This is a genomic window from Micromonospora aridisoli (assembly GCF_056150025.1).
In genome coordinates this window covers 16,525-30,239 of record NZ_JAXCFK010000009.1, presented here as the reverse complement: position 1 = coordinate 30,239, position 13,715 = coordinate 16,525, and the positions used below count along the sequence as shown (strand labels likewise).

Below are 13,715 nucleotides of genomic sequence, written 5' to 3'. Positions count from 1 at the left end.
GCCCTCATCGATCTTCCTCTCTACCATTTCTGCCCACCTGAAAACTCCCCCGGCGATCGGAGCTGCCGACCAGGACCTCATCGAGGTGGCACCGCCCGGGTTGTCTCCCGTCGACTGGCGCTTGGTCCGGCTCGCTCGGTCACATCACGGTCGACCTTGGCGTGACCCAGGCCACCGACGGCCAAAACGGTCGCAGACTTATCCGAAAAAAACAAGACACGTTTCCGAAACTTCCAAGGCTCAGGCTCACCTGCGTAGATCAGGCTGGCGAGCCGGGCATTTCGGCAGCCCACCCCGGTCCAGCACGAGGTGGCTCTGCGTGACCAGGTGTTTGCGTTAACAATCCTCCGGACGCTTTCTGGCCCGAATCGTCCGGTAGGTGGGTCGGTGCCGATGGCGGGGGTGCCTGCCGTACCCGTCGGTCACCCTGCAGTCCCGGAAAACTCCCGGTAGAAGTCTCCGCGTCGGCCGCCGGCCCTTGACGGGACGGTTCGTCCCGCTCCTTGGACACGACGGCGATGCGGCATCGCGGACGCGGGCTCGGGCGGAAACCGGAGGTCACGGTTGATCACGCTTACAATCGGTTGTCTGAAGGACCGTTCATCCTTGCCCGATGGCTGAGCCGAAACGCCTGTCCGCCGCTCCGCGGAGCCATTGCCGCGTCCTTACTCAAGGGTGGCGGCGATCGTCTCGGCCTCGACCATGGTCAGCTCGCCCTCCAGGCGGTAGGTGACCTCGGCGTACTCCCAGATCAGGGTCGCGGCCGCAAGTCGAGCGCTCTCCTGGCGGACGACCCCGTCGCGGTCGACGTAGGAGACCGGGTGCGGGGCGTCGATCCAGATCGCCTGCGCCCCGCCGACCTGCGTCCACTGCGCCACCGACCCGCCGGCCTGCTTGAAGAAGACCGGATCGAGTCGGCCGTCGAAGGCGTCCAGGCGCACCGCGCCGGCACGGTAGAGCAGGGTCGCCACCCGGTATCTGCCGGTGCCGTCCGGGTCGGCCAGCAGGATCTGCTCCGGCGGGCCGAGCGCGGCCGGCGCGCGGATCGGGAAGCGCACCAGCCGTCGCGCCTCGTCCAGGGCGGCGGGTCGCTGTGCCGGCAGCGGTGACGGGGAGTCGGTCGGCGGGGTGGGGGTGGGGGAGGAGCTGATGGTGACTCCGGCGAAGCGCAGCAGGCCCGCCACCGCGTCGGCGAGCGCCGCCCGGCCGGGCGGAAGCACCGCCACCAGCAGCGCGGCCAGCGCCGCCGCGAGCGCGTACCGCCATCGCCGCCGCAGCGCGACGCGGCGGGCGGGCGGGGCGACAGCCAGTCGGGCGCGGACCTGGTTCGTGACGTCCGGTGGCTCGGGGGTCTCCAGCCACGCGGACAGTTCGCGCAGCTCCCGCTCGAGGTCATCCACGGCTGACCTCCTCGACGGCGAGCAGACCGCGTAGTTTGACCAGCGCCCGCGAGGTGCGCGACTTCACGGTGCCCCGGGGCCAGCCCAGCATGGTGACCGTCTCGTCCTCGCTGAGGTCCAGCAGGTAACGGCAGACGATCACCTCCCGGTCCCGGGAGGGCAGCGACCGCAGGGCCCGCACGAGGGCGGCGCGCCGTTCGCCGGCGAGGACCGCGCCGACCGCGTCATCCTCGACGATCTCCGTCCCCGGCTCCACCCGCGCCGCACGCAGCACCAGCCCGTTGCGTCGTTCCCGGCCACGGTGCAGGTTGCGTGTCTCGTTCGCCACGATGGCCAGCAGCCAGGAACGGAACGACGACTCGCCGCGATAGCGGTCGAGCTTGCGGTACCCCTTCACGAACGCCTCCTGGATGACGTCCTCGGCATCGGAGCCCGCGCCGAGCAGCACCGCGGTCCGGTACGCGGCCGCGGTGTGCCGGGCGACCAGGGACTCGTACGCCTCCAGGTCACCTGCCTGCGCGCGGGTGACGAACTCCTCGTCGTCCAGTGCAACCTCCGGTGGGATCACCCCTACTGACACCGCTCGCGGCTGCCGGGTTCCATTCCCGGGTCGATGGAACCCGGGACGGTCCGGCGGTGTCACCGGGTCATGATGGCGAAGACGACTATCTCGCGACGTACCCTGCTCACCGCCCTGGCCGGTGCCGGTGCCGCCGCCCTGGCCGGCTGCGAACCGGCCGCCCCACCCACCGCCGACCCGGTGCCGGATCCGCTGATCGTCGCGGTCGAGGACGGCCTGGCGGTGCTGCGCGGCACCGACCGCCAGGCGATCGGATCCGGGGTGGCGACCGCCGACGGGCGGCTGGTGTACGCGGCCGCCCCGGACGGCGCCGACACCGCCCTGTGGCGCGTCGACGCCGGCCGGGGCGACGCCTCCGAGCGGGTACGACTGCCGGGCCGGTGGGTGCCGCAGACCGTCTCCACCGACGGCACCCGACTGGCGCTGACCACCGAGTCGCTCAGCGCCACCGGGGAGCGTCCCGCCGGCCGGGAGGAGACGCTGGTGCTGATCGCCGACGCGGGTGGGGTCCGGCAACGGCTGCGGCTGCCGGGCAACATCGTGCCCGAGGCGTTCACCCACGACCTCGCCGGGCTGTTCGTGCTGGAGTGGCTGCCGCCGGCGGCGCCGGACCGCTACCGGGTGCGTCTGGTCGACCTCGCCGACGGTGTCGCCGGACCGCTGCTCACCCGCGCCAAGGCACCTGTGCCGGAGGGGGCGGAGGAGGAGATGCGCGGCGACGGGCGACAGGCGGTGCTGGCCCCGAACCGCAGGGTGCTCTACACGCTCTACACCCACCAGCCCGACCACCAGCACACCCGCGACCGGATCAGCGGCCGACCGGGCAGCGACGTGCACGCCTTCGTGCACACGCTGCACCTCGAGGAGCGGTGGGCGTACTGCGTGGACCTGCCGCACCCGTTCGGGGAGGGCGGTGCCGACGGCCACGCCATGGCGATCACCCCGGACGGCGGGCGGCTCTACGTCGCCGACGTCGGCTCCGGCGCCGTCGCCGAGATCTCCACCGAGGAGCTGACCGTACGCCGCATCGGCACGCTCGCCTCCGGTGCGGGACCGGCGTACGCGGCGGCCTCCGGTGAGCGGTTGTTCCTCGGTGCCGGCACCGCCGTGCGGACGGTGGAGCTGGCCAAGCTCACCCTCGCCGCCGAGCGGACGGTGGGCGAGCCGGTCACCGGGATGGTGCTCAGCCCGGACGGCGAACGTCTCTACCTGGGCCAGCGGTCAACGGTGGCCTGGCAGGACGCGGTCACCGGCGGCGAACTCGGCCGCGCCGCCGTGCCCGGCCTGGTCGGCCTGCACGGTCCCGCGCCGTCGGTCTGACCCGGAGGCGGTCAGCGGGCGTGCGCGGCGGCCAGATCGGCGAGCAGGCCCTCGCAGCTGCGGGCCACGACCTGCGCGCCGCGCCGCTGGGGCAACGCCAGCGCGGGGTCCTCGGCGCGTTCCCGCCACCGCCAGCGGGCCTCGGCGGCGGCCTCCCACAGCCAGGCGAGCGTCGCGTCGGGCCCGATGCCGAGCCGGGCCGCCGGGTCGTCGCCGTCCCCGCCGATCAGCCGCCGCGCCTCGGCCGCTTGGTCGGCGTCGAAGCCGAGCCGGCCGTCGCGCAACGCCGCCAGCAGCCGCGACTCGGAGAATTCGTGGGCGCCGGCGAGGAGCTGTTCCAGCGCGGCGAGCAGGTCGGCGGTGGCGGGACCCGGCTCGGCCCGCAGCAGCGCCTCCACGGCCACCAGCGCCGAGCGCGCCTTGAGCACGTGCCGACGGTCGACGAAGAGGCGGTTGATCGAATCGCGCAGCTCGCCCAGTCCGCTGCGGCGCACCAGCTCGGCGGCCAGCGCCACCCGGTTGTCGCAACCGGTGCGTACGAGGGTGATCGCCAGGCGGATCCCGACCACGCCGAGCCGGTCCAACAGCGCCGCGCGGGTCGCCGCGTCCAGGCCGGCGGGTGGCTCCCCGCGGGCGAACCGCTCGGCGGAGAGGAGGTACGGCTCCAGCTCGGGGCGCGGCACCCGGGCCAGCGCCGCCAGCGCGGCGAACTCGGCCTCGCCGAGGACCCGACCGGCCAGGCCGAGCAGCCCGCTGCACGGCACGACCGTGGCGCACAGCGCGTCCACGTGTGGGTCGCGCAGCGCTCGTCGGGCGAGCTGACGAGCGCTGAGCAGTGCATCCACGCGTCCTCCGCCGGACTCGTCCACCCGGGACAGCACCAGGATCGTGTGTACCGGTGCGGCCTGCCCGACGAGGCCCTCCCGGGTCGCCCCCAGCACCCGCAGATCGGTACCCCGGGCGTCGCGGGTCAGGTACAGCAGCGCGTCGGCCTCCCGCAGCACCCGTTCCAGCACCGGATCCGGTGCCTGCTCGTCGGCGGTGCCGACCGCCGGCGCGTCGAGCAGGGTCATCGGCCGCAACGAACGGGCCGGCCACCGCACCACGATGTCGCGCAGCTCCCCGGCCCGCCACCCGGTGAGGTCGACCCGCATTCCGGTGCCCGAGCGCAGCACCGCCAGGCGCTGCGGCGGATGGCTGGTGGAGTACCCGGTGGCGTCCGGCTGTGGCCCGTCCTCGTACCAGGTGAAGGCGCTCCCGTCGACCGGGGCCACCTCCTCGCCCATCAATGCGTTGAGCAGGGTCGACTTGCCGCTGCGCCACCCACCCACGACGGCGACCCGCAACGGCTGCTCGTAGCGGGCCAGGTGGTGCCGCAGGAGGTCGGTGGCCCGTGGGTGGTCCCGGTAGGCGTGCAGGGTCCGGTGCAGCAGTTCCCGTACCGCCCCGTCCAGCCGTACGCCGGTCATGCCAGCGGCGCCAACGGCGCCGGGCGGGCGGCGGTGACCTGCTGCGCCTGTTCGTAAAGTTCGGCCAGCCGCATCATCCGCTGCTGGATCTCGCGGTGGCGCCGCTCGCGTACCGCGGCGTCGGTGTCGGCCGCCTGTTTGGCGGTACGTAGCGACTCGATGATGCCGGTCTGCAACTCCTCGGTCAGCGCGGCGAAGTGGTCACGCAGCACGCGCTGCGCCCGGCGGGCCGCGTCTCGGCTGTCCTTGCTGATCTGGATGAAGAAGTCGTCGACGTGCCGCTGCACCGCCGCCTTGACCGTGGCCTGCCGGCGGCGTAGCAGCTGTTTTCCCTCGTCCCGGATGCTCTTGCCGCCGAACAGGGCGCCGGCGCCGATCGAGATCGGATTGATCATCGGCATGCCGGCCAGGGTCAGCGCCAGGCCGAACATCAGCAGTCCGCCGTAGGAGCCCTTCATGCCGGTGAACACCTTCTGGCCGACGGTGAACCGGTCGACGGTGGGGCGTTCCAGCTCCGGTACCGGGGTGCCGTACCCGAGCGAGGCCGTCAGCGGCCACGGCGGTAGCGTCCCGTGGCCGTACCGGGCGAACGACTCGGCGACCCGCCGGGCGATCCAGTCGCACCGCTGTACCAGCCACCGCCGGTTCGCCTCGGCCGCCTCGGCCAGGCTCTGCTCCAGCCACTGCGCGACGGCGTCCCAGGCCACCAGCGGGTCCGCGGTCTCGAACGCCTCGTCGACCAGGCGCAGGATCTGTCGGGTGCGGTCCCGCAGGTCGTGCTCGATGTCGGAGATCAGGTCGGCCATCTCGTCGGTCAACGTGTTCTGCCAGCGGGTGGCGCAGCGGCGCAGTTCGTCGACCTCCCGTTGCGCCGCGTGCAACCGGGCCATCGGAGCGGACTCCTCCGCCGAGCGCTGGTCGGTCAGTTCCGCCCGCAGCGGTGCGGCGAGCTGTTCCACCACGGTGCGTGCGGTCAGCACCACCGCGGCGCGGGCCAGGGTGTCGGGCTTGGCGGCCAGATGTCCCTGGAGCAGGGCGATCAGCGCGGGGAAGCCGGACTCCGCGTTCAGCGTGTGATCGGCGGTGGCGGCGGCGTGCAGGCGCAGGGCGGCCGACACGGGGACCAGCGGTGCCGGCACACCAGCCTCGGCCAGGTGCCGACGGTTGCGGTCGGCCACGGCCCGCCAGTCGGGCACCAGGTCCGTCTTGGTTTGCACCACGGCCACGTTGGAGTGTGACCGGGTCAGGTGCAGCAGCATGTTCAGCTCGCTGACCGACAGGTCCCGGGTGGAGTCGGTGACCAGCAGGACGGTGTCCGCGCGGGTCAGGGCCGCGACCGGGGTGCTGGCGCCGCCGGCGGTGACGTCGCCTCCGCCGGGCATGTCGACCAGCACCACACCGGCGCCGAGCAACGCCCGGGGCAGACCGATCTCGATGTAGGCGGGGCCGCCGCCGGGTAGCCGACCGGTGCTGCCGGCGACTCCGGCGGCGATCTGGTCGGTGGGCACCGGAGTGCGCTGCACGGCCGGCGGGTCGGCGGCGGGCGGCGTTCCCGGCCTCGGCGTCGGCGTCTGCACCACCGTCGCCGCGGCCACCTCGGCGTGGCGCAGCACCGTCGGCAACACTGTCGTGGGCCCGTCGCCGACCGGGCAGACCGGCGCGTTGACGATCGCGTTGACCAGTTGGCTTTTACCCTGGTTGGGCTCGCCGACGACCAGCACGGTCAGCGTCGGGTCGAGCAGGTGGGCGCGCTTGAGCCGGACGGCCTGGAGAAGGTCACCTCGACCGTGTTCCTGGCACGTGCGGGCTATATCGTCGAGCGCGTCGAGCCAGATTCCCGCCATCACCGCACCAAGTGTGCTGATTTCGGGTCAATTATCAAGAGCCGAAAAGAAGGCGGGGCCGGTGCCGACGGCACCGACCCCGCCCGCCGGCGGGTGTCAGAGCAGACCGTCGGTGAGGCCCAGCACCCCGCCGGTCGAGGTGGAGGCCTCGCCGTGGATTGCCGTGTCCCCGCTCACCGAACCGCTGGCGCCACCGCCCAGCACCCCCGTCGCGCCACCGGTGACGGTGCCGGTCACACCGGACAGCAGGCCGTCGACCTGCCCGGTTACACCTCCCACAGTGGACGGTACGTCCAGCGACGGCACCACGCCGCCCGCGCCGCCGGTCAGGCCCAGCCCGCCCAGAGTGTCGCCGACACCGAGCGAACCGACCAGGTCGCCGACCTGGCTGGTGGTGCCGGGAAGCAGGCCGGCCGTGGTGTCGAGCAGCCCGGAATTGGTGTCGTTCACGACGGACACGGGGTCACCCACCGCGCCGGTGACGTCACCGAGCGCGGGTTCCGTGGTGCGGTCGATCGGGGCCACGACGTTCGCGTCGAGGGTGTCGGCGACATCGTGCACGCCGGACAGGTCGACACCGACCCCGGTGGGGGTCACGCCGACGCCGACACCCGGGAAGACACTCGCGCCAGCGGTGATCGTGGACGGGTCGACGGCGATCGTGCCGAGCACGCCGGCCTTGACGTCCACCCCGGAGTAGGAGCTGCTGACGGTGATCTGCTGCGCCACATTCTGCAACTGGCTGATCGCGTCGGTGGCGTCGCCGAGCAGCGGGTCGACGCCGAGCTGCCCGGTGACCGGGGCGACCGGGGCGAGCCCGTGCACCGGGGCGTAGTCGACCACGAGGGGCACCACGTCCTGGACGTCGGCGGCCGTGATGTCGCTCAGTCCCGCGGCGCGCAGCGCTCCCTCCGGGTCGAGGTCGAACGCCGACCGCGCGTCGGCGTCGGTCAGCAGGTTCAGCACGAAGTCGTGCAGGGTCTGATCCATGTGGGGTTCTCTCCTCGGCGAAACGTCGACGACCGGTGATCGCCGACGACGCTACGGGCGGTGCCGCGGACCGGTCATCGGGGACGATCCCGCAATCCGACCCGCTCGATTAGGGGCCTCGGGGCTCTCGTACGTTAGGGGGAGTGGGGGACCGGCTCTCGCCGAAGTTGGGGCTCCTGATGCGGTAGTGATCTCTGGTACGAACGTAGGAGCCCACGGGGTCCCCCGGGGTGGTCCGCGTCGGCGGGCCTGTCCGGCCCACCCTCACGGCCGACGCGGTCAAGGAAGAAAGCAGATGGCCTACGTGCTCGGGATCGACATCGGCAACACCAGCACCGTCGCCGCGGTCGCTCGCCACCGTGACGGGCAGTGGGGCCACCCCGAGCCGGTCGCCCTGCACCAGGGTCCGGGACCGCTGCCGTCGACCCTGCTGCTGTCCACCGACGGCACGTTCACCCTCGGTGAGAGTGGGGAGGCGGAGCGTACCGCCCGGGGGGTCCTTGACCGGGTGGGTGACGACGTGCCGTTGCTGCTGGCCGGCGAGCGGTACCGGCCGGAGACCCTGGTCGCGTTGCTCGCCGCGCACGTCGTCGACCAGGTCCACGGCGGACAGGGCGGGCCGGCCGAGCTGATCGTGGTCAGCCATCCCGCCTCGTGGGGGCGGTACCGGCGCGACCTGTTGCACGGCGCGCTGTGGGAGTACGGCCTCGGTGAGGTGACCCTGCTGCCGCGTACCGTCACCGTGGCGGAGGGCCATGCCGCCCGCGGCTTCGCCGGCGGGGTGGCCGCCGTGTACGCGCTCGGCGGCGGCACCTTCGAGACCGCGCTGGTGCGACGCAACTCCCGGGACCGCTACGAGACGCTGGGCGTCCCCCGCACGCTCGCCCGGCTCGGCGGCGTCGACTTCGACGAGGCGCTGGCCGCGCATGTGCGGAGCGTGCTCGCCCGCGACCTGTCCGCCGCCGGCCCCGGTGCGCGGGCCGCCCTGCGCGGGCTGCCGGCCGAGTGCGAGCGGGCCAAGCGGGAGCTGACGGTCGGCGCGCAGGCCGACGTGGCGCTGCCGTTGCCGACCGGCTCCGTCCGGGTGCCGGTGACCAGGCTGGAGTTCGAGGAGCTGATCCGACCGACGGTACGGACCACGGTGGAGCTGCTGTCGCAGGCCGTCCGCGGTGCCGACCTGACGCCGGGCCAGCTCGACGGAGTGCTGCTGGCCGGCGGTGCCAGCCGGGTTCCGTTGGTCACGGAGCTGCTGGCCACGGCCGGATTTCCGGTCGAGACCGCGCCCGACCCGCAGACCATCGCCGCCGCTGGCGCGGCCGCCGCCGGCACCCGGATCCTGTCCCCACGTCCGCTGCCCGCCGGTCCACCCCTGCCGGCCGCTCCACCCGCGACCGTCGGAACATCCGCGACCGTGGGCCCGTCGCCCCGCGGCGTCACCCCACCCGTACGGCCGGCCGACGACCCGGCACCCGGCGACGAGCCGCCGCCCCGCCCACCGATCCGCTACTCGCCCCTTGAACTTCCGAAACGATCCCGCCGGAAGCTGGTACGCAGCCGGGGGCACGAAGGATGACCGCCATGATCACGAGTGGCGTGGCGGACAGTCCGCTGGTCCTCGACGCCGAACCGACCGACCTGCTCGACGCGGTCACCGCGGAACCGGCCGCGCCGCTCGCCCTCGGAGTGACCGGTCCCGGTGGCCACGGCCGTACCACCTACCTCCAGGAACTGGCCGGCCGGTACGCGCGGGCCGGGGTCGCGGTCCACACCGAGGTGCCACCCACCGACGTCGCGTACGACCCCGGGACGGTGCTGCTGGTCGACGACGCGCACCTGCTCGACGACGCCCGGCTGTGGACGCTGCGGCGGTTGGTCGCCGCCCGTCGGCACCGCATCGCGATCAGCTACCGGCCGTGGCCCAGGCCGGCGGCGCTGCTCGAACTGGCCGACGTGCTCCGCCGCGAGGGACGCCAGCTCCTGCTCACCCCGTTCACCCGGGCACGCACCGCCGCCTACCTCGCCGCCGTCCCCCGCCTGGGCCGGCGTCCGGACCTGGTCGACTTCGTGCACACCCAGACCGGTGGGGTCCCCCGGCACGTGGGGTGGCTGGTCGACGGGCTGCGCGAGCACGAGGTCGCCGCCGGCGTACCGACGGAACCGCCCCGCCCGGTGGTCCTGCAACTCGGTCCCGACCTGGAGAACCTCTCCTCGGACGTGCGACGGCTGCTGATCGCCCTGGCCGCCGGGGTGCCGCTGCCCGTGGAGGCGCTGCGCGCGCTGCTGAACCGGGAGCCGGCGCAGATCGACGACCTCGTCGCCGAAGCCCGGGCCGCCGGTCTGCTCGGGGCCGACAACCGGCCGACCCCGCTGGTCCGACGGGCGGTGACGGCGCTGAGCCCGGCCACCGACCGTACCGCCGTCTGGCATCTGCTCACGGAGCTCGCGCTGAGCCGGGGCGCGCCGGTGCTGCCGCTGGTCCGCTCGCTGCTGGCCGCCGGTGTCGCCGGTGACTGCCCGGCGGCCACCCTGGAGGCGGCGGCGGAGGAGGCCCTCGGCGACGAACCGGCGCTGGCGGCGCGGTTGTTCGCCGCGGCGGCCGCCGCCGGCCGACCCACCGGCGGTCGGCAGGCCGTGGCCGCCGCCCTCGCCGGTGACCTCGACCTCGCGCTGCGGCTGGCCGATCGCCTGCTCACCACCGCCGCGCCGGCCGACCGGTCGGAGGCCGCGCTCGTCGCCGCCACCGCCCTGGCCCATCGCGGGCAGACCGATCGCAGCGTGGAGCTGTACCGGTGGTCCGGCGGAGCCAGCGCAAACGCCTTCGCCACGGTGGGCGCGCTCGCCACCGCCCGGCCGGCCGTCGACCATCCCGACCCCGACCGGAACGGCCCGCCGACGTTGCAGGCCGGCGCCGCGCGACTGATGGCCGACGGGGTACGCGAGAGCGTCCACGGCACACCGTCGACCGCCCTGTCCACCCTGGTGCAGGCGGCCGCCCTGCTGGAACCCGACGGGCGCGCGGTCCTGCTGCCGGACAGTCCCGCCGCGCTGGCGGCGTTGACCGCCGTGCACTGTGGTGAGCTGGACATCGCCGAACGGGTCCTCGACCGGGCCCTGGCCAGCGGGATCGGCGGGCCCCTGCTGGCCGCTCGACACCGCCTGCTGCGGGCCTGGATCCTGATGGCGCGGGGTCGGATCGCCGCCGCGAGTGGGCAGCTCGCCGAGGCGACCGACGGGCGCGTGTTGGCCCCCCGCGACCTGCTGTTCGCCGTCGGGCTGAGCATGGGCATCGCGCGACGCGCCAGCGACCTCGGCGCGTTGCAGCGCGGCTGGGTCCCCGCGCTGGAGGCGGTGGTCCGCCATCCGGTCGACCTTTTCACGCTGCTGCCGTTGGGCGAGCTGGCCATCGCCGGTGCCCGACTGGGCGACCTGGGGCGCCTCCAGCCCTACCTGCGGGCCGCCCACGAGCTGCTCGGCCGCCTGGACGATCCGCCCCTGTGGCGTACGCCGCTGCACTGGAGCGGGCTGCACGCGGCGATCCTCACCGAGGACCCGACCGCCGCCGACGAACACGTCCACGCCCTGGTCGCCGCCGCCGGACACAGCCGGTACGCCGCCGTGGTGGCCGCCGCCGCCGAGTGCTGGCTGGAGGTGCTGCGCGGCACCGTCGACCCGGTCCGGGTCGAGGCCGCCGCGCGGGGCCTGCACGACACCGGCCTGTGCTGGGACGGTGCCCGACTGGCCGGGCAGGCGGCCATCCGTACCGCCGACCGGCGAGCGATGACTACGCTGCTGGACTGTGCGCGGACACTCCAGAGTGGATCCGCCGACGAGGACCGTAGGCCGGCGGCGGGAACCGTCTCGCACCGGCTCAGCGACCGGGAGCGGGAGGTGGCCGAGCTGGTGGTCGCCGGTCTCACCTACCGGGAGATCGGCGACCGACTGTTCATCTCGGCCAAGACCGTGGAACACCACGTCGCCCGAATGCGTTCCCGGCTCGACTGCGCCAACCGCACCGACCTGTTGGCCCTGCTTCGAACCATCTTGGCTGACCCGTCGTACACCACGAACGGACAGCCCTGGCCCCGACGGGCCGTGACCTGACCGCGGACCGGCCCGCACCGGTTCGCTCAGCGAGAGGACATTCCATGACTGCTGCGGTGGCCACCGCCGACAACCTCGGCCGCGCGCTCGACAACATCGTCGACCGTGTTCCGGGTGCCCAGTTCGCGGTGGTGCTCTCCCCGGACGGGCTCCTGCTCGGCGCCTCCCGGGGCATCGACGATGAACTCGCCGGCCAACTGTCCAGCATGGTCTGTGGGCTCCAGGCGCTGGGTCTGGCCGCCGCGCGGGTCTGCGGGGACGGCGAACTGCACCAGGTGGTGGTGCAGATGTCCCGGGCGTTCCTGTTCCACGCCACCACCGGAAACGGTGCCGTCCTCGCTGTCGGCATCGACGGCGACGCGGAGGTCGGGGACATGGCGTACGAGGTGGCGATGTTCGTGGCCCAGGCCGGCGACCATCTGCCGGTGTACCTGGAGCCGGTCGTCGACCGCGCCGCGCTCCGGTGACGTCCGGCGGCGGCGCGGTCAGCCCCGGTCGCGCTGTGCGTCGTACTGCGGAGCCGGGTTGGCCACCTGCCAGAACTCGGCGGGCAGGAACGCGATGACGTCGTCGTACTGACCGGCGGCGACGGCCTCGCGGATGGTGTCCAGGACCGCTCGGACACCGGCGGCGGCCAGGTCGGGATCGACGTCGGCCCGCCCACTGACCCGCTGCACGAACACGTCGAGTCCGAACCGCTCGGCGGCCTCATGCGGACCGAACGTGTACGCCCGCAGCCCTTCGGGCAGTTGACCGGCGAGGTCGCGTGCCTCGCCGCCGTCGATCCGCTCCGCCAGGGTGGTCAGCGTGGCCCGCGCGATCGCGGTCGCCTGCTCGGCCGAGGTCCCTGTGCGGTTCGCCACGGAGTCGATGAACTGTTCGTCATCCACCTCGCCGTTCCCCTCTCGCCACGGACCCGGCGTCTACCCGCCCCCCGGCGTCCCAAACGGGGGCGTCGTGTGCCGACCCGGCAAGCCGATGACGTCGCGCCCCTGCGGGCCGGCATGATCGGATCGGGCCAGGATGATCGGGCGCGGTCAGGGTCGCGCGGGCCAGGCTTGACGTCGAAAGGAGGCCTCGTGATCTCGGCACTCAACCGGCTCGTTGATCTGGTCGAGGAGCACCTGACCGGAGAGTTCGACGTCACCGCGTCGGCGCGGACGCTCGGCACGACCGAGTACCACCTGCGCCGGATGTTCTCGTCGCTGGCCGGCATGCCGCTGTCGGAGTACGTGCGACGGCGCCGCATGACCGTCGCCGCCGCCGACCTCGTGCGCGGCGGGGACGACCTGCTCAGCATCGCGATCCGGTACGGGTACGGCTCCACGGAGGCGTTCGGGCGAGCGTTCCGGGCGGTCCACGGCGTCGGTCCCGGTGAGGTACGCCGCGACGGAGGCCCCCTTCGCACACAACCGCAGCTCAGGTTCCGCCTGACCGTCGAAGGGAGCACACCCGTGGACACCCGCATCGTCGACCGCCCCGCGTTCCGGCTCATCGGACACGCCGCCCGGGTTCCGCTCGTCCACCAGGGCGTCAACCCGCACATCCAGCGGCACATCACCGCACTACCGGCCGAGGAGCACCAGCGGTTGAAGGAGCTCAGCGACACCGAACCGGGCGGTCTGCTCCAGGTCTCGGACGACCTTGACCCCGACGGCACCGAGGGCACCGAACTGACCTACCTGCACGGGGTGGCCGTCACCCGCGACACCGTGGTCCCCGACGACCTCGACACCATCGAGGTGCCGGCCGGCCGGTGGGCGGTCTTCCGCACCGCCGGGCCGCATCCGCAGACCCTCCAACAGGCCTGGGCGGCAACCGCGACCGAATGGTTCCCGGCGAACCCGTGGCGGCTGCGCCCGGGACCGTCGATCGTCACGATCCTCCAGCACGCGGCCGATTTCAGCACCGCCACCTGCGAACTGTGGCTGCCCGTCGAACCGGCCTGACGGGTACGGCCCGCGTGCCGTGGCCGCTGACCGGTGGGCACGCCAGACCTGGCGCGCCCACC

11 protein-coding genes are annotated in these 13,715 nt (G+C 73.5%); 5 read left to right on the top strand and 6 right to left on the bottom strand.

The genetic code is table 11. From position 1 onward, the window contains the following. Positions 1–665: 665 nt before the first annotated feature. Positions 666–1,400, bottom strand: coding sequence for a hypothetical protein (locus SM447_RS19485; RefSeq protein WP_474574259.1), 735 nt, complete (start codon positions 1,398–1,400; stop codon positions 666–668). Beyond that, complete coding sequence (locus SM447_RS19480; RefSeq protein WP_474574258.1) at positions 1,393–1,980, bottom strand: RNA polymerase sigma factor; 588 nt, start codon at positions 1,978–1,980, stop codon at positions 1,393–1,395. The genes SM447_RS19485 and SM447_RS19480 overlap by 8 nt, the downstream gene beginning before the upstream one ends. A 72-nt stretch (positions 1,981–2,052) precedes the next feature. On the opposite strand from SM447_RS19480, the gene SM447_RS19475 reads away from it, so the two are divergent. Next, on the top strand, positions 2,053–3,300 hold the full coding sequence (locus SM447_RS19475) for a YncE family protein (protein WP_474574257.1): 1,248 nt from the start codon (positions 2,053–2,055) through the stop codon (positions 3,298–3,300). 11 nt (positions 3,301–3,311) lie between these two features. Here the strand turns inward: SM447_RS19475 and SM447_RS19470 are convergent, their stop codons facing one another. The 3 genes from SM447_RS19470 to SM447_RS19460 form a co-directional block, all read right to left on the bottom strand. After that, positions 3,312–4,769: a hypothetical protein gene (locus SM447_RS19470; RefSeq protein WP_474574256.1), complete on the bottom strand. Its 1,458-nt coding sequence runs from the start codon at positions 4,767–4,769 to the stop codon at positions 3,312–3,314. After that, a complete protein-coding gene (locus SM447_RS19465) occupies positions 4,766–6,613 on the bottom strand; it encodes a dynamin family protein (RefSeq protein WP_474574255.1) in 1,848 nt (615 codons plus the stop codon). The genes SM447_RS19470 and SM447_RS19465 overlap by 4 nt, the downstream gene beginning before the upstream one ends. Positions 6,614–6,709: 96 nt before the next feature. Continuing rightward, positions 6,710–7,603 (bottom strand): IniB N-terminal domain-containing protein, encoded by an 894-nt coding sequence (locus SM447_RS19460; RefSeq protein WP_474574254.1) that lies wholly within the window; start codon positions 7,601–7,603, stop codon positions 6,710–6,712. A gap of 295 nt (positions 7,604–7,898) precedes the next feature. On the opposite strand from SM447_RS19460, the gene SM447_RS19455 reads away from it, so the two are divergent. The 3 genes from SM447_RS19455 to SM447_RS19445 are packed head-to-tail and all read left to right on the top strand — an operon-like array spanning position 7,899 to position 12,171. Further along, positions 7,899–9,176, top strand: a complete 1,278-nt coding sequence (locus SM447_RS19455) for an Hsp70 family protein (RefSeq protein ID WP_474574253.1) — start codon at positions 7,899–7,901, stop codon at positions 9,174–9,176. A 5-nt stretch (positions 9,177–9,181) separates the two neighbouring features. Next, positions 9,182–11,704, top strand: coding sequence for a LuxR C-terminal-related transcriptional regulator (locus SM447_RS19450; protein WP_474574252.1), 2,523 nt, complete (start codon positions 9,182–9,184; stop codon positions 11,702–11,704). 44 nt (positions 11,705–11,748) lie between these two features. Continuing rightward, a complete protein-coding gene (locus tag SM447_RS19445) occupies positions 11,749–12,171 on the top strand; it encodes a roadblock/LC7 domain-containing protein (RefSeq protein ID WP_474574251.1) in 423 nt (140 codons plus the stop codon). Positions 12,172–12,189: 18 nt separating this feature from the next. Here SM447_RS19445 and SM447_RS19440 read toward each other — a convergent pair whose 3' ends face one another. Next, positions 12,190–12,594, bottom strand: a complete 405-nt coding sequence (locus SM447_RS19440) for a DUF2267 domain-containing protein (protein WP_474574250.1) — start codon at positions 12,592–12,594, stop codon at positions 12,190–12,192. A 189-nt stretch (positions 12,595–12,783) separates the two neighbouring features. Here SM447_RS19440 and SM447_RS19435 point away from each other — a divergent pair, with 189 nt between their 5' ends. Beyond that, positions 12,784–13,653: an AraC family transcriptional regulator gene (locus SM447_RS19435; protein ID WP_474574249.1), complete on the top strand. Its 870-nt coding sequence runs from the start codon at positions 12,784–12,786 to the stop codon at positions 13,651–13,653. Positions 13,654–13,715: the final 62 nt, after the last annotated feature.

Coding starts and splice junctions, on each gene's coding strand:
- SM447_RS19475 (WP_474574257.1), top strand. CDS start 2,053: ATGGCGAAGACGACTATCTCGCGACGTACCCTGCTCACCGCCCTGGCC.
- SM447_RS19470 (WP_474574256.1), bottom strand. CDS start 4,769: ATGACCGGCGTACGGCTGGACGGGGCGGTACGGGAACTGCTGCACCGG.
- SM447_RS19465 (WP_474574255.1), bottom strand. CDS start 6,613: ATGGCGGGAATCTGGCTCGACGCGCTCGACGATATAGCCCGCACGTGC.
- SM447_RS19460 (WP_474574254.1), bottom strand. CDS start 7,603: ATGGATCAGACCCTGCACGACTTCGTGCTGAACCTGCTGACCGACGCC.
- SM447_RS19455 (WP_474574253.1), top strand. CDS start 7,899: ATGGCCTACGTGCTCGGGATCGACATCGGCAACACCAGCACCGTCGCC.
- SM447_RS19450 (WP_474574252.1), top strand. CDS start 9,182: ATGATCACGAGTGGCGTGGCGGACAGTCCGCTGGTCCTCGACGCCGAA.
- SM447_RS19445 (WP_474574251.1), top strand. CDS start 11,749: ATGACTGCTGCGGTGGCCACCGCCGACAACCTCGGCCGCGCGCTCGAC.